Origin of the sequence: Nocardiopsis exhalans, from assembly GCF_024134545.1 — a bacterium.
GTDB classification, from domain to species: Bacteria; Actinomycetota; Actinomycetes; order Streptosporangiales; family Streptosporangiaceae; genus Nocardiopsis; species Nocardiopsis exhalans.
In genome coordinates this window covers 5,835,518-5,851,334 of sequence record NZ_CP099837.1, presented here as the reverse complement: position 1 = coordinate 5,851,334, position 15,817 = coordinate 5,835,518, and the positions used below count along the sequence as shown (strand labels likewise).

The window sequence follows — 15,817 nt, the reverse complement described above, 5'->3', positions numbered from 1 at the left end:
GAGCATGGCCTAACGGTTTGACCTGGGCAGACCGAGCTGGTCCGATCAGGCAGGTTCGCCAACCCCAATCTCAAAGGTCAGTATGTGCGCGAAGACATCAGTTATTGCATAACGGTGTGGTGGGGGTGGTCGGGGAAGTGGGGCAGTAGTGGATGCCGAGGGAGTAGCCACGGCTTATGACGAGGCGGTCCAGTCCGCCTGGTTCCATGCTGTCGATTTGGAGTAGGAGTTTCAGGGGGCGCAGTCGCAAGCCACCGGGAAGGGACTGATGAGGCCCCAGAGTTGGTGGCTGCCGAACTTCATTACCCGTCTGTGGGCGAGGCCGTCGAAGTAGCTGGCTTCGGGGGCTACGTGTCCGGTCTCGGGAGTGGCGTTCTCCCATTCCTGGATGCGGTCAGCGAGTTCTTCGGGCAGGAAGGCACCGGAGGGGTAGTCGGTGATTTCCTCGATTACCAGGTCGCAGGGTGGGAGGGCGTATTACTTAACGCTGGTGGGAGGCAGGGTTGTTCGGGTAGCGGTGTGATTCCGGCGGGGTCGTGTCGCCAGCGCAGGGTGAACCAGTGAGTTAGGTCGTGGCCGTCGACATTCGGCGGGTTGGGGTAGCCGTTGGGGCATCACAGGACCTGGAGAAATTCGGCTCCCCCGAGGAGGGGGTGCCCGGCGGGCAGGTCGGGTGCGAACAGTTGGAGGACGGTTGGCATCCTGAATCTTCGACCCGGGATGCTCTTTACGTGTATTGACTTTGGGGCATCGAAGTCAGTGCAGACTTGTTTTCCTTCCTTGTTGCTCGCCGTGTGCTCTAGCCGGTAAATACTTTTTGTCTCTTGAGATATGCGTCATCCATGATGAAAATATGGAAGAATTCACTAAAATCAGGAATTTCTACTTCATGGGGTACCTGATTGCTGCGTTCGGTGAGTACAGATATTGCATGGCGGGCTATTCTTGAGCAAAGAAAAGTCCCTTCCTTTGCTACGTATTCACTGTCATCTTTTGCTCGGATTGCGGCCTCGAGCCCTCGAATTGGTTCCCCTGTCTCGGTTTCGAAGCGGAAGCTGAGAGAGTCTCCGAGGTCGGAGTCTAAAGCTCTAGCCCACTCTGCAGAGGGTGGGCTCCCTTTTCTTTTGGCGAGGAGTTTCTTCCCCACGGTGGAAAACCATACCTTGACAGGGTCCTGGGTTGCCTCTTTTCCTGTCAATACATCAATATTGTAATAGCGTGCACTCTGGGCAAAGTTTGTGAGGAATTTAACCGCCGCGTCCGTAAGGTCTTTTTCTGGGAGTTTCCAGACTCGAGAAGGTTCTTCGATTCTTTCTCGTATATCTTGAATTCCATCTAGAAGGTTGTTTATTTTGTGTCCGTATTGTTTTATGTACTGGTTGTCGTTTGGGAATGTTTTGTTCTGTGCCACGTAGTCTACGATTAGCGCAAGCTTCATGATGCGTTCAAGGCCAATTGTATACTGAAAGAAGCCACCATAATAGTTCATGGGTTTTTCGTAATTTGCTTTTCTGAGGCTTCTGAGTCCTCCCCTTAGAGAGTAGGAAGCCAGGCCAGCCTCGTGCGACAACGGTCGCCATTGTGTAGTATTCACGCGATCGCACGTTCCCCTTCGTTCCATCAGAGAGTGATGATTCTGGCACAGTTGGGTTGCTTCTCGCATCCGAATTTTGCCCCCGCTGGTAGATCCTCCCGTCGTTAGGGGTAGGCGATGTGTGTCAAGGTGTGGACGTGACGGGCGGCGCGCTGAGTTCTGAGAACCCCTTTCAGTCGTGGGGGCTGGTCAGGGCGCCGGAGTTCTCGCGGTTTGCCGGGGAACGCACGAACACCGGGTTTGAGCAGTCTGCGCAGCTATGGCCAGGCCCTGACACGAAAAACGGGCACGGGCCTGATGGATTATGGAGTTGTCGAGAAACCACAAGCTGTAAGGCTCCGTGCCCGCTGTGTCATCCCCCCGTACTCCGTGCTCGTCCTCAACCCCACCCGCACAACCACTCACCCCCGCAGGCGAACCCGCCCCTGACCTGCTGGACCACCTGGCCACGATCAACGATCCCAGGAACCCACGCGGCCGCCGCTATGGCCTGCCCGCCCTGCTCGCCCTGTGCGTGTGTGCCCTGACCAGCGCTGGCCACGACACCACCTGCGCCATCATCGAATGGGCCCACCACGCGCCCCGCCGCGTCCTTCTGGTCCTGGGCCTGCCCGTATGCCCCTTCACCAGACGGATCCACCTCCCCGACGAGCACACCCTGCGCAACGTCCTCGCCCGCCTGGACCCCGCCCAGCTCACCCGCGCGGGCCTGGCCTGCCTGAACACCCATACCCCACCCCAGACAAGCTCGGCGCGCACCCCCGCCGGGGCACCCGAACACGAACACCGCCGCGCCCACCACCAGCAGCGGTACCGTCCCCCACACCAGGCGCCCCGCCACACCGCTTATGCCACTGACGGCAAGACCCAGCGCAGGGCCCGCGCCAGGAAGGGCCAAAGCTCCCGCTCGGTGGTCTTTCACGCGGCCCGACACCACGACGCGGCCGTGGTCGCCAGTACCCAGATCCCCAACAATGGCGCCGAGACAGGCGCCTTCACCAGACTGCTCGACCAGCTCGACGACGACCAGCTCCAAGGGGCACTCATCACCGCCGATGCCCTGCACACCGTGGCCGCCCACGCCACCTACCTGAGCAAACGCCGAGCCCACTATCTGATCTACGTCAAGGGCAACCGCCCCACGTTGCACGAGCAGCTGGCTGCTCTGCCCTGGGAGAAGGTGCCCCTCGCCCACGATGGAGGACCCAGCCACGCACACGGCAGGCAGGAACGCCGCTTGGTTAAGGTCACCGCAATAGAAGTATTGCCCTTCCCCGGGGCGTGTCAGGTGGTGCGCATCGAGCGTCACCGCCGCAGGCACGGAACCCTCAAGAGCAGCCGCGAGGTGGTCTTCGCTGTCACCGATCTGGACGCTCACCAGGTTTCACCTGAGGAGTTGGCCACTCATGCCCGCGGGCACTGGACGGTGGAAAACCGGGTGCACTACGTGCGGGACGTGATCTTCAAAGAGGACGCTCGCCGCACCCGTACTGGGGCCGCACCGGTCGTGTTGGGGTGTTTGACGGATATCGTCCGCCAAGCGCTGACCGCTGCGGGGTGGAAGAACCTCGCGTCAGGCCGCAGGGCCCACACCGATCCGGACAAGGTACTCGAACTCCACGTCATCACCCCATACCAACCCGTATGGATCTAAGCACGAGAACTCCGGGGCCCTGGGCTGAGCTGGGCGCCCGGAGCCCACCCCTCTCCTAAGTTCGGGGGCGTCTCTGGGCGCCTGGTGTGGGTGGGGGCGGCTGCCCGAGCCCCGCCCGGCCCGCGCCAGGTCAAGGAAGAGCGCCCGCCGCTAGCCCCACTCGTCGTTACGGAGCGATGACCTCTCGTTAGCCGCGGGGCGGGACGCTGGCCTACAGCTCGACTCTGACCAGTTCTCCGTCTTCCACGTCCCTGACCAGCAGGTGCGTGATCTCTGTGTCAGCCGGAACGCTGTAGGGGCTCGTGATGACCAGCGCGTTGCCTGGATTGACGTCTTGCCGGGTCCGAATAGCCATGTCACGGTCGTGCTCGTAGACGGCCCCCTCAGCGTCTGCCAGACGGAACCACCGCCGGTCCGCCTCCTGGGGCTCCTGGGACGTGTTCTCGACCCTCACCGTCACGACCACGTAGTTGCCGGGAGAGGAGATTGCGCGGTCGCCGAAGTGCGTGGCGTCCATCTCGATATCTTCGACAGTGAGGCTGAATTCGTTGAATTCAAACGCCTCGTCGCGCTCGACCTGTCGTTCCTCCGCCTCGGCTTGCGCAGTGGTCGCAGTGTCATCAGGCATCGGGTACGTGGCTAGCACGAAGATCAGCATGGCCAGTGCGCCGAGTGCCATGCCTCCGCACCCGCAGCCGAATGCCCACCCGGCGGGGAACTTGGAAGCTGGTGGGGTGGGGGATGGGGTGGTCATGGGGCCTCCGTCAGAGAACTGTCTGCGTGGCTATTATGGCGGCCCGGTCTGCCGACCTCAGACCGAGGCCCGTTGGGGTTGATGGCCTGGTGGTTCCGCCTCCGAACAGGAGTAGGAGAAACGCTCCAACTCAGGGGCGGTGGTGGAAGCGCCCGTGATGTTGTTGCGCGGGGCGGTGTCCGTGTCGGGGCGTGTGGGCGGCTGACATATCCAGGAGGACGGGGTGGGGGCCGGGCCGCTGGGGCGGGCTACCAAGGTCACAGAACGGCAAAGTGCTCCGGGGGGTCGAACCCCACCTGCACTCACCTTGTACTGGGGAGCACACCAGGAGCACACATGGCCCCCAAACACCGCGAGGACCTCTTCCGAGGTCCTCGTGAACCCCGTCTGACCTGGGGTTTTGTGGCGCACCCGGCAGGATTCGAACCTGCGACCGTCGGATTAGAAGTCCGATGCTCTATCCACTGAGCTACGGGTGCCTGATTCAATTGTGGCCCTATATGGCAGGGCGTGATCGCGTTGTGACCGATCGTGCGTGTAGGGCCGCCGGGGTGTGCCGCTTGTGCCCCTGGGGAGACATTCTAGGGTATTCGTCAGATGTCACCCAAGGGAGGGCAAAGCATCACCAACTACGGTGATTCGTAGTTGCGTCTCGTTACCACTCGGGCTCCACCAAACCGGTCGCTATGGGCGTCGAGCCCCACGTTACCCGTGATTAACCCCCGGTGCGCTGCTGTGCCGCTGGCGTTTCGTGAACCTCTGGTCGGCCGCCCCGGGCCTGGGGCGGCCAGGGCGGTCAGAAGACCCACCATTGACCTGCCAGGATCATCAGTGATGCCACCGTGAACAGCATGAGCCTCCTCCTTGGGTCGACTCTAAGATGCTCCAGGTGTATGGGCGAATACATTGCGTGGCAAGCGCGGGTTTGCAGGGGTTTGGCGATGAGAGGAGGCGCTGTTGACCAAGGGTGTGAGAGTCGGTCTGGTGGCCGGGTTCTGGCTGGACAGGACGGTGCCGGACCCGAAGAAGGGGCACCCGGTGGCGCTTTTCGGGACCGCCGCCGGACGCCTGGAGCGGTGGCTCTACCGGGACTCGGTGGCGGCCGGTGCGCTGTTCGCGGGCGCCGCAGTGCTTCCGGTCGTCCTGGCGGGTTCACGGGTGCGCCACCCGGCGCTGGTCGCGGCCGCCACCTGGGCCGTGCTGGGCGGCAGCATGCTCGGACGGGAAGCCGAGAAGGTCGCGCACGCTCTGGAGCAGGGGGACTTGGAGCGGGCGCGGCAGCTGGTGGGCGGGCTCTGCGGGCGTGAGGTCGCCCTTCTGGACGAGGCCGGTCTCGCCCGGGCCGTGGTGGAGTCCGTGGCGGAGAACACCTCGGACGCGGTGGTGGGTCCCCTGGTGTGGGGTTCGCTGTGCGGGACCGGGGGACTGGTGGGTTTTCGGGCGGTGAACACGCTGGACGCCATGGTCGGGCACCGCGATGCCAGGTACGAACGGTTCGGGAAGGCCGCCGCTCGGCTGGACGACGTGGCCGGGTGGGCGCCCTCCAGGCTGACCGCGCTGTTGACGGTGCTGGCCGCGCCGGTGGTGGGTGGTCGGCCGGAGCAGGCCTGGCGGGTGTGGCGGCGGGACCGCCACGCGCATCCGAGTCCCAATGCCGGACAGTGCGAGGCCGCGTTCGCGGGAGCGCTGGGCCGGACCCTGGGCGGGGCCAACACGTACGGGGACCGGGTGGAGCACCGGCCGTCGATGGGGGAGGGGCCCTCCGTGGAGGTCACCGATATCCGTCGTGCGGTCCGGCTGGCCCGCGCGGTCAACCTGGGTGCGCTGCTGACGGCGGTGCTTCGGTGAACGGTGGGGGTGAACGGTTCGGGGGTCGCTCCGGTCGACAAACGTCCCTCCGGAGGTCCTGCTGGTGGTGGGGCCGCCTCGAACGGTGGTAGCAGCGTGGTCACCGCGGGGCCGTGGAGGCCGTGGGCTGCTCCGGACCTGGTGGTGTTGTCGGTCAGCCGGGTGACCGTACGGGGCCGCGGAGGCCGTGGGCTGCTCCGGACCTGGTGGTGTTGTCGGTCAGCCGGGTGACCGTACGGGACCTGGGGTGGCATGGGGGACATTGACCGGGCGCTGACCCGGAGGGGCGGCCGCTACCGGGGTGTGCGGTGGCTGCCAGGTGCTGGTCGGGTGAATCCGAGAGCGTCTGCGGGGGCGGTCCTGTGGCTGGTGTTGCTGTCGATGACGGCTGAATTTGCTGGTGCGCAGACGTTCTGGAGCCCGGCGGGATATGGTTCACCCCGCCGGGCGCCGGATGTAGAGCGGTCTCCAGGGTCGGCGGTCAGGCCGCGAGGGAGCGTGCGTAGTTGACCTGCTGGCTGAGGTGGTGCACGTAGGCCGGGTTGTTCACCATGATTTGGGTGGCGTGGTAGTGGCCGCCGCCCTGAACGGTGATCTGGACGTGCCCGGTCGTCTTGGTCTCCTTGACCAGGAGGAAGAGCAGACCGAGGAGGCAGGTCCACCAGAAGACGAGGATGGCGACGATGATCGCCCAGGTGGGGGTGGTCCGCTCTGTTCGGCTCATGTCGGACATGGTCCACACGGTCCCCTTGATGGGGAAGCGGCCGGACGGGGTGATCACGGTGTTCTGTGTGATCGCGATGTCCCCGATGGTGTCGAGGGTGGGCTCGGAGTGGTCTGGAACGCCGCTCGCGCCGAACGGCTGGTAACCGCCGGTGGGGTTGCCGTAGGGCACGACCTGGCCGCCGGTGTGCTGTTCCGGAGGCATGCCCCAGGCGGGGTTCCCGTCGCCGGGCTGCTGCCAGGGCTCACCCTGAGGGGGATCGGGGTACTGGTTCATGCGGCGATTGTGTCAAAAGACGCCGGGTGGTCACGCCCCGCCCTCGAAGGGAAGCGGGTCGTGGCCGGATGTGGCCAGAGTCAACCCTTTGTGTCGAGGTCAGTACGCGGTGAGCCCGCGGATTTCTCCTGGTGTGGCATGGGTCACTGTAAACCACGGGATTTCGGGGACCGCGACCCACCTTCGGTCAGTAAACGTGAAAGTCTTTCGCGATTTCCTTACCCGTGAGTAAATTCGGCACATCCATCGCCTCCATCGCCCGCACCCCCAGGTGGTGACAGCACATGCCCCCGAACCTTCGAGCACCCTCCCCCGGCCCCGACCGCTCCGGACCCGCACGTCCCGGGTCCGTCTCTCCCCGGCTCCCCTCGCTCCGCCTCAGGCTCCGCGCCGGAGCCGTGAGCGCGGCCCTCGCGGTCGTCGCGTCCACGGTCGCCGCCCTGCCCGCCGCACCCGCCTTGGCCGAACCCGCCTATGAGGACTACTGCGCGCCCGCGGGCTGCCTGGACATCCTCCCGCCCGGTCAGAACGGCAGCGCCACCCTGATCGAGATCCTCGGCCACCAGGCTTTCGGTACCCGGCCCAAGCACTCCTCCAGCCAGCTCGACATGTACGACAACCTCGTGCACCACTACGACGGCCTCACCGACGAGGGCCTCGACGACTTCTTCATCGACGCCAGCTTCGGCGTGGACGCGGGGAACGTCGACCGCCGGTACAAGCCGCGCGCGGACGTCACCATCACCCGGGACCGTCAGCACGGCATCCCGCACATCGAGGGCACCACCCGCGAGGGCACCATGTTCGGTGCCGGGTACGCCGCCGGCGAGGACCGCCTCTTCCTCATGGACGTCCTGCGCCGGGTCGGCCGCGGTGAACTCACCTCCTTCGCGGGCGGAGCCGTGGGCAACCGCGGCCTCGAACAGGACCTGTGGAGCACCGCGCCCTACACCGAGGAGGACAAACAGGCCCAGGTCGACCGGGTCGCGAACAGCGGTGAACGCGGCGAGCAGGCCCTCGCCGACGTCGACGCCTACCTGGAAGGCGTCAACAGCTACATCGACGCCGCCGACCGCGGCCGCTACTTCCCGGGCGAGTACGTCCTGACCGGCCACAAGAACGCCATTACCAACCGGGGAAAGATCGAGCACTTCACGCCCACCGACGTGGTCGGGATCGCCGCGATGGTCGGCGGCATCTTCGGTGGCGGTGGCGGTGGCGAGGTCCAGGCCGCCATCGTGCTCGCCAACTTCCAGGACCGCTACGGCGCGGAGGAGGGCCTGGAACTCTGGCACGCCTGGCGCATGGAGAACGACCCCGAGGCCTCGGTCAGCGTCGACGGCGAGTTCCCCTACACCCAGACCCCGGACAGCCCGGTCGGCGAGGTCGCGCCCGACCCCGGTTCGGTCGAGCCCTACAGCATCGTCCACGACGAGTACGGATCCGCGGCCTCCGCCGCCACGGCCGAACCCCGCGCAGCAGCCTCGGCCGACGAGGACGCGCCCGGACCCGAGGCGCCCACCGTCGAGGAGCTCCCCGAGGAGCAGCGGGCCGAACTCGAGCAGATGGTCGAGGAGGGCGACCTGTCCGCCGCCGAGGGCATCTTCGACGACGGGGTCCTGCCCGAGGGCTTCCTCGACCCGCGCGGCATGTCCAACGCCCTGCTCGTCTCGGGCGCCCACACCGAGAGCGGCAACCCGGTCGCCGTCATGGGACCCCAGACCGGCTACTTCTCCCCGCAGCTCCTCATGCTCCAGGAACTCCAGGGGCCCGGGATCAGCGCCCGGGGTGCCTCCTTCGCGGGGGTGAGCTTCTACGTCCAGATGGGCCGCGGCGTCGACTACGCCTGGAGCGCCACCTCGGCGGGCCAGGACATCACCGACACCTTCGCGGTGGAGCTGTGCGAGACCGACGGCTCCGACCCCTCCACCTCCTCGCGCGCCTACGTCAACACCGCCGGGGAGTGCACGGACTTCGAAGCGCTGAGCGTCAGCAACGACTGGAAGCCCACCGTCGCCGACGGCACCCCGGCCGGGGGCTACACCCTGACCTCCCTGCGGTCCGAGTTCGGTCTGGTGCGGTCCTTCGCCACCGTGGACGGCTCCCCGGTGGCCTTCACCGAGCTGCGGTCCACCTACATGCGCGAGGTCGACTCCATCCTCGGCTTCCAGCAGTTCAACGACCCGGACGCGGTCACCTCCGCCGAGACCTTCACCGAGGCGGCGGGCGACATCGGGTACGCGTTCAACTGGCACTACGTGGACAGCGAGGACATCGCCTTCATCAACTCCGGTGCCAACCCGGTCCGGACCGAGGGCACCAACCCGAACCTGCCCATCGACGCCTACTCCGGCTCCGGCTGGTCCGGCTGGGACCCGGCCACCAACGAGGCCGACTACCACCCGCAGTCGGACCACCCGCAGGAGATCAACCCGGACTACATCGTCAACTGGAACAACAAGCCCGCCCAGGGGTACACCTCGGGCTGGTCCACCGGCTCGGTGCACCGCAACGACCTGCTGGACGCCAGAGTGGCCGGGCTGATCGGAGAGGGGCACCAGTTCACCCCCGCCTCGCTCACCGCCACGATGATGGAGGCCGGGGTCGCCGACCTGCGCGCCGAACAGGTTCTGCCCGTGCTCCTGGAGGTCCTCGACACCGAGGCCGTCGAGGACCCCGAACTCGCCGAGACGGTCGAGGCCCTGCGCGACTGGACCGAGTCCGGTTCCCTGCGCCGTGAACCCCAGCGCGACGCCGGGTACTACGAGCACGCCGACGCCATCCGCGTGCTGGACGCCTGGTGGCCGCTGCTGGTCCGGGCCCAGTTCGAACCCGGCCTGGGCGAGGACCTCTACACGCAGCTGACCCGCGCCGCCTCGGTCGACGAGTCCCCGTCGGCTGTCGGGCACGTGGGTTCGGCCTTCCAGTACGGCTGGTGGTCCTACGTGCACAAGGACCTGCGTACAGTCCTGGGCCAGGACGTGGAGGGCGCGCTCGGTGACGAGGTCTACTGCGGTGAGGGCGACGTCGACTCCTGCCGCACGGTCCTGCTGGACAGCCTCGCGGAGGCGGCGGCGGTCCCGGCGGGCGACGTCTACCCCGGCGGCGAGCACTGTTCGGCGGGTAACCAGCTCTGCGCGGACACGGTGATCCACCAGGCGGTGGGCGGTATCGGCATGTGGCCGATCGCCTGGCAGAACCGGCCCACCTACCAGGTCGTCTACCAGTTCTCCGGCGGAAGGTGACCGGGCGAACCGGGAGGGGACTCCCGGGCCCCGGAGGCCAGGGCCTCCGACAGTGACGGACGCGGTCCGCGGTGCCCCGGCAACGGGGGCGCCGCGGACCGCGATCGTGCATCCGTTACGGGGATCTTGTGGTTTGGCGGGCTTGTGTGGGTAGCTTTAGGGATACCCGAAACCACAGCGGGGAGGGCCACAGGAAAATGCCTGTCTGGCTGATCTGGATCATCATCGCGGCCGGGCTCGGAGTCGCGGAGTTCTTCACGCTGACCTTCGTCCTGGGCCTGCTCGCGGCGGCCGCACTGATCGCCGGCCTCCTGGGCGCCATCGGATTCCCGGTAGTCGTGCAGATCATCGGTTTCGCCGCCGCGGCCGCGGCCGGACTCGTCCTGGTCAAACCGATCATGGACCGACAACTCAAGCGCGGCCCGGACGTACGCTCCGGCACGGCGGCCCTGGTCGGCCGCTCCGGTGTCGTCCTCCAGGAGGTCGACGCCGACAACGGAAGAGTCAAGCTTCAGGGAGAGGAGTGGTCGGCACGCTGCATCGACGAGGATCTGGTGATCCCGGTGGGAGCGCGTGTGGACGTCATGGAGATCGACGGTGCCACCGCCGTGGTCTACCCGCGTGAGGCGCTGCCCGAACTACCCGAACAGAACCGACCCGAACAGAACTGAGCACGAGCGGCAACGGACCCCTTCACCACCTCGATCCGTCGCCCGACACGGAACCGCATCACAGCCACGACCTCGACTTAGGTACAGGTGCAGAACATGGAATCTGCCATACCGCTCATCATTTTCGCCGTTCTCCTGGTCGCCATCGCGTTGTCGGCGATCCGCATCGTCCCGCAGGCGCGGGCGTACAACATCGAGCGCTTCGGGCGCTACATCCGCACCTTCGACCCGGGACTGAACTTCATCATCCCGGGAGTGGACCGGGTCAACACCAAGTTCGACCTGCGCGAACAGGTCTTCACCTCGCGCCCGCAGCCGGTGATCACCGAGGACAACCTCGTGGTCAACATAGACACCGTCCTGTACTACCAGATCACCCATCCCAAGGCGGCTGCCTACGAGGTCGCCAACTACATCCAGGCCATAGACCAGCTCACCGTCACCACGCTGCGCAACGTCATCGGTTCCATGGACCTGGAGAAGACCCTCACCTCGCGCGAGGAGATCAACACCCGGCTGCGCGGGGTCCTGGACGAGACCACCGGCAAGTGGGGCATCCGCATCAACCGGGTCGAGATCAAGGCGATCGACCCGCCGCCCACCATCAAGGAGGCGATGGAGAAGCAGATGCGGGCCGACCGCGACAAGCGCGCGGCCATCCTGCACGCCGAGGGTGAGCGGCAGTCCCGCATCCTCAAGGCCGAAGGTGCGCGTCAGCAGGCCATCCTGGAGGCCCAGGGTGACCAGCAGGCGGCGATCCTTCGGGCCGACGGTGAGGCCAAGGCGATCGAACGCGTCTTCCAGGCGGTGCACGCCAACAACGCCGACGCCAAGCTGCTCGCCTACAAGTACCTGGAGACCCTGCCGAGCCTGGCCGAGGGCGACGGCAACACCTTCTGGGTGATCCCGGGCGAGCTGACCGAGGCGGTCAAGAACGTGAGCCACGCCTTCGCGGGCGAGGCAGCCCGGAGCGCGCCCTCCACCACCAAGCGGCAGGGCGAGGCGGAACCTTCGGAGGGGCCGACGCAGATCACCGGACCCGACCCCGCACAGGCCTCCGCCTCGGCGCAGGCGGCGGCGGACGCGGCCCAGGCGGCCGAACGCGCGGTCGCCGACGCGCGCGACGACGTCCGCAGGGCCGGCGCCAGGATGGGGTCGACACCCGAGCCCCGCGATAGCGACTGATCCCCGACGCACGAACGAGGAGCGGCGGCGGTGGCGGTCCCGGCGGAAAAGGGGGGACCGTCACCGCCGCCGTCAGGCTTCAACCGGGGTATCCAGGCCGGGGTATTCAGACCGGCGGACTCCGGGCGGGGCTCAGACCAGCAGCAGTTTGCCGGTGGTCTCCCGCGAGGCCAGGTCGGCCTGCGCCTGACCGGCGTCACCGAGCTCGTAGCGGCCGCCGATCCGCACGTCCAGGCGGCCCTGTTCCACCAGCTCGAACAGGTCGCCCGCCCGGCCCAGGAGCTCCTCGCGGTCGGCCACGAAGTGGGCGAGCGAGGGACGGGTCAGGTACACCGAACCCGCGGTGTTGAGCCGCTGCGGGTCCACCGGCTCCACCGCGCCGCTGGAATGGCCGAACAGCGCCAGCACGCCGCGCGGGCGCAACGACTCCAGGCTGGCGTCGAAGGTGGCCCGGCCGACCCCGTCGTAGACCGCCGCCACGCCCTCGCCCCCGGTGAGCTCACGCACGGCCGGGGCCACCGGGGTCTCGGTGTAGCGGATGATCTCGTCGGCGCCAGCCTCCCGGGCGGTGTGCTCCTTGGCCTCGGTGGAGACGGTGCCGATCACCCGGGCGCCGCGCGCCTTGGCCAGCTGGGTGATGAGCAGCCCGGTACCGCCCGCGGCGGCGTGCACCAGCACGGTCTCGCCCTCGGCCACCGGGTGCACCGAGTGGGTGAGGTAGTGGGCGGTCATCCCCTGGAGCGGCAGCGCGGCCGCCTGCTCGGTACTGACGGCGTCGGGCACGGGCAGCAGTAGGGAAGCGCTGACCACCGCCTGGTCGGCGTAGCCGCCCGAGGCCATCGCCCAGGCCACCCGCTGTCCCACCTCGAAGTCGCGCACACCCTCACCCAGGGCGGCGACCACACCGGCGGCCTCCATGCCGGGGATGTAGGGGAGGGGCACCTGGTAGGCGCCGCTGCGCTGGTAGACGTCGATGAAGTTGACGCCTCGGGCCCCGACGTCCACGAGGACCTCGCCCGGGCCCGGGACGGGTGCCTCGGTCTCGGCCAGCCGCAGCACCTCGGGGCCGCCGTACTCCTCGATCACGATCGCGCGCATGATTCTCCTCGCTGGGGGCCTGCCCGCTCCCGGTTCCGAGGCGTGTGACCGGCGGTGCCCGAGGCGGGGTCAGTCGTCGACGTTGATCCTGTGCAGAGCGTAGTTCGTGTAGACGGCGGAGACCGGCTCCGTGCCCGCTCCGGGGCGCATGACGACGCCGACCCGTCGCCGTTCGTCGTCGTCGAGGTCGCTGTCGTCCGGCAGCGGCTGCTGGTCCGTGGCGGAGAGCACGAGCTCGCCGTTGACCCACAGGCGCAGGTCCATGTACGGGTCCTCGCCGTCCTCGGCCACGTACTCGCAGGCGAACTGGAGGTGGTTGGTGGTCAGGTCGTCCACCCGCACGTCGTAGGGCAGGCCCTCGACGTCCGCGCCGCGCTCCTCGTTGAGGAGGTCGAAGGTCTCAAACCCCGGGACGTCCCTGGTCTCGGCGATCGCGGTGTCCCCGCTCTCCTCCGTCACCCGGCGGATCTGCGCCTGCTCGCCGTCGAAGCGCAGCAGCGCCTCGTACATCGTGCGCTCGTCGTCGCCTTCCTGGTCCCAGCAGCGCACCCCGAAGCTGGTCTCGGCCGGGCCGCGCAGCGGTGCGAGATCGGTGCTGATGAGGACGCGGTCCGGGGTCTCCCGGTCGTAGGGGGCGATCTCGCCCCGGGACGGGTTCCGGCCCGGGTCGAGCTGGAGGAGCAGGGCGTTCTGCTGGTCCCAGTACCCGTCGGTCTCCTCGGGGTTGTCCGGGTCGAAGGTACGGAACCCGGTCCAACCGGGGTCGGTGGCGAAGTCCGTGACATAGATGCTGGTGGTGTCCTCGGGCGGGCTGTCCGAACCGGAGAACAGCACCGTGGCGCCCACGCCGCCGACCAGCATGACCGCGGCCGCGGCGCCGCCGATGAGCAGCAGCTTGCGACGACTGCCCGTGGAGTTGCCGTTCGCCCCGTTTTGCTGCTGCCCGGGGCCGCCTGGGCCACCCGGGCCGCCCGGACCGTTGTACGCGGTGTGTGTGGGCTGCCCGTGGGACGGTGACTGCACGTAGGGAGCCTGACCGTGTTGGGCCTGGGCTTGCTGGGGCCGGTCGTACTGCCCGTGCTGCACGTACGAGGACTGGCCGTACTGCGGCTGTTGGTGCTGGCCCGCGGGCGGGTAGCCGCCGCTCGGCCCGCCGTGGCCGGCCTGGTTCGGGTACTGGCCGTAGCCGCCCTGCTGGGCACCCGACTGGGCACCCGACTGCGGACCGGAGTGAGATCCGGGCTGTGCCGGGTTCGCGTGGGGAAACTGCCCCGGCGGGTTCTGCTGCCCCTGGTACGGCGACTGGATCTGCTGGGTGGGCGGCACCGGCGGCTGCCCCTGATGGGTCGGCGGCGCCTGCTGCGACGTCGACGGGGTGAACCCGTTCGAGGGCGGAGTCCGCACCGGTGTCGTGGGATCCGGTGTCGTGTGGTCCGGGGCCGCGGGATCCCAGGGCTGGCCCTTCGGCGGAGTGGGGGCAGCGCCCGAAGCCTGTTCGGCCAGCTCCGGATCGGTGGCCTTCGGAGGCAGACCGGGCACCGGGGAACTGCTCGGCGGTGCCCACGAGGTGCTGATCGTGCGCCGGATCTCCGCCTCCTCCGGATCCTGCTGGCCGGTCAACCGGGCGAGCAGCTGTTGGGAGGTGGGCCGGTTCTCCGGCTTCTTGTCCAGCGCGGCGCCGACCAGGTCCAGCAGGCTCGGGTCGAGCCCGTCCAACTTGGGCTGCGCCGAAGAGATGTTGTGCAGGACAGCCGGGACGGTACCCGCGTCGAAGGGCGCCTTCCCGGTCCCGGCGAAGGCCACCAGGCAGCCCCACGCGAAGATGTCGGCCGCGGCGGTGGCCTGCTCGCCCAGGATCAGCTCGGGCGCCATGTAGGAGGGGGTGCCCATGAGCTGGCTGGAGCGGGTGACTGCTCCGCTCGCGTCGTCCAGGGCGCGGGCGATCCCGAAGTCGATCACCTTGGGGCCGACCGGGGAGAGCAGGACGTTGGCGGGTTTGAGGTCGCGGTGCACGATCCCTGAACCGTGGATGGCGGTGAGTGCCGCCGCCACGCCCATCGCCAGGCCCTCGAGTGTTCCGCCGTGCATCGGCTCGCCGTGCCGGACCGCCTCGTCCAGGTTCGGGCCGGGCACGTACTCCGAGACGATGAAAAGGGGCTCGCCCTCCAGCCGGGCGTCGATGACCCCGGCGGTGGAGAAGCGGGCGACCCGGCGCGCGGAGGCGACCTCGCGCGCGAAACGCAGCCGGAAGGACTCGTCGTCGGCCAGGTCCGGGTGGATCAGCTTGACGGCCACGGAGCGGTCGGCGGAGTCCTTGGCGAGGTAGACGGTGCCCATGCCACCGCGTCCCAGACGGCTGACGATGCGGTAACCGTCGAGTTCGCGCGGGTCCCCCGCGCGCAGGGGTTTGCCGCTTTCGTGTCCGTTGGACGTCACAGTTGGGGGTCCCTCGTATGGATCGTGTGATTCGCGCCTAACAGCGTACCGACCTCGACACGCCGACGCGTTTGCGGTGTTACTCGGTTGTTCCGGGCGGGGAGCGGGTCCGAACTGGGGGGACGCGGGTCAGCCGTCGAGGATCTTGTCCAGTCGGAAGCTCTCGAAGAGGCCCCGGACCGGCAGGTTACAAGGGGTGCGCTGCGCCCCCGGGGAGGGGCGACGGGATGGCTGGGGGAGGGGCGGTCAGAGTACCGATCCCGCTGCGGGTGGGGGATGCGGCCTGGCAGGCGGTCGGGGTCGTGGTGGGTCCCGCGGCCGCTGTCGCGACG

Annotated in this window: 10 protein-coding genes and 1 tRNA gene; 5 read left to right on the top strand and 6 right to left on the bottom strand. The window is 67.8% G+C overall.

Going from position 1 to position 15,817, the window contains the following annotated elements:
* Nucleotides 1-799: 799 nt before the first annotated feature.
* Complete coding sequence (locus tag NE857_RS25830) at nucleotides 800-1,570, bottom strand: hypothetical protein (protein ID WP_254418046.1); 771 nt, start codon at nucleotides 1,568-1,570, stop codon at nucleotides 800-802.
* Between the two features lie 373 nt (nucleotides 1,571-1,943).
* Between NE857_RS25830 and NE857_RS25825 the strand changes: the two genes are divergently transcribed.
* On the top strand, nucleotides 1,944-3,248 hold the full coding sequence (locus NE857_RS25825) for an ISAs1 family transposase (protein WP_254418045.1): 1,305 nt from the start codon (nucleotides 1,944-1,946) through the stop codon (nucleotides 3,246-3,248).
* A 211-nt stretch (nucleotides 3,249-3,459) separates the two neighbouring features.
* On the opposite strand, the gene NE857_RS25820 is transcribed toward NE857_RS25825, so the two are convergent.
* Entirely contained in the window at nucleotides 3,460-3,927 is a 468-nt protein-coding gene (locus tag NE857_RS25820; RefSeq protein WP_254418044.1) for a DUF4352 domain-containing protein, read from the bottom strand.
* A 478-nt stretch (nucleotides 3,928-4,405) separates the two neighbouring features.
* Nucleotides 4,406-4,481, bottom strand: a tRNA-Arg gene (locus NE857_RS25815).
* 478 nt (nucleotides 4,482-4,959) lie between these two features.
* Here NE857_RS25815 and NE857_RS25810 point away from each other — a divergent pair.
* A complete protein-coding gene (locus tag NE857_RS25810; protein ID WP_254418043.1) occupies nucleotides 4,960-5,850 on the top strand; it encodes a cobalamin biosynthesis protein in 891 nt (296 codons plus the stop codon).
* Nucleotides 5,851-6,331: 481 nt separating this feature from the next.
* On the opposite strand, the gene NE857_RS25805 is transcribed toward NE857_RS25810, so the two are convergent.
* Nucleotides 6,332-6,850 (bottom strand): hypothetical protein, encoded by a 519-nt coding sequence (locus NE857_RS25805; protein ID WP_254418042.1) that lies wholly within the window; start codon nucleotides 6,848-6,850, stop codon nucleotides 6,332-6,334.
* A 398-nt stretch (nucleotides 6,851-7,248) separates the two neighbouring features.
* Between NE857_RS25805 and NE857_RS25800 the strand changes: the two genes are divergently transcribed.
* From NE857_RS25800 to NE857_RS25790, 3 genes are all read left to right on the top strand, one after another.
* Complete coding sequence (locus tag NE857_RS25800; protein WP_254418041.1) at nucleotides 7,249-10,095, top strand: penicillin acylase family protein; 2,847 nt, start codon at nucleotides 7,249-7,251, stop codon at nucleotides 10,093-10,095.
* 197 nt (nucleotides 10,096-10,292) lie between these two features.
* Complete coding sequence (locus NE857_RS25795) at nucleotides 10,293-10,766, top strand: NfeD family protein (RefSeq protein ID WP_254418040.1); 474 nt, start codon at nucleotides 10,293-10,295, stop codon at nucleotides 10,764-10,766.
* 96 nt (nucleotides 10,767-10,862) lie between these two features.
* A complete protein-coding gene (locus tag NE857_RS25790; protein WP_026117026.1) occupies nucleotides 10,863-11,951 on the top strand; it encodes an SPFH domain-containing protein in 1,089 nt (362 codons plus the stop codon).
* A gap of 132 nt (nucleotides 11,952-12,083) precedes the next feature.
* Here the strand turns inward: NE857_RS25790 and NE857_RS25785 are convergent, their stop codons facing one another.
* Nucleotides 12,084-13,049, bottom strand: a complete 966-nt coding sequence (locus NE857_RS25785; RefSeq protein ID WP_254418039.1) for a quinone oxidoreductase family protein — start codon at nucleotides 13,047-13,049, stop codon at nucleotides 12,084-12,086.
* A gap of 69 nt (nucleotides 13,050-13,118) precedes the next feature.
* Complete coding sequence (locus NE857_RS25780) at nucleotides 13,119-15,485, bottom strand: serine/threonine-protein kinase (RefSeq protein ID WP_254418038.1); 2,367 nt, start codon at nucleotides 15,483-15,485, stop codon at nucleotides 13,119-13,121.
* Nucleotides 15,486-15,817: the final 332 nt, after the last annotated feature.

Bases quoted from the DNA above. Each gene is read 5' to 3' on its own strand.
- NE857_RS25820 (WP_254418044.1), bottom strand. From the start codon at position 3,927: ATGGCACTCGGCGCACTGGCCATGCTGATCTTCGTGCTAGCCACGTAC.
- NE857_RS25805 (WP_254418042.1), bottom strand. From the start codon at position 6,850: ATGAACCAGTACCCCGATCCCCCTCAGGGTGAGCCCTGGCAGCAGCCC.
- NE857_RS25790 (WP_026117026.1), top strand. From the start codon at position 10,863: ATGGAATCTGCCATACCGCTCATCATTTTCGCCGTTCTCCTGGTCGCC.
- NE857_RS25795 (WP_254418040.1), top strand. From the start codon at position 10,293: ATGCCTGTCTGGCTGATCTGGATCATCATCGCGGCCGGGCTCGGAGTC.
- NE857_RS25785 (WP_254418039.1), bottom strand. From the start codon at position 13,049: ATGCGCGCGATCGTGATCGAGGAGTACGGCGGCCCCGAGGTGCTGCGG.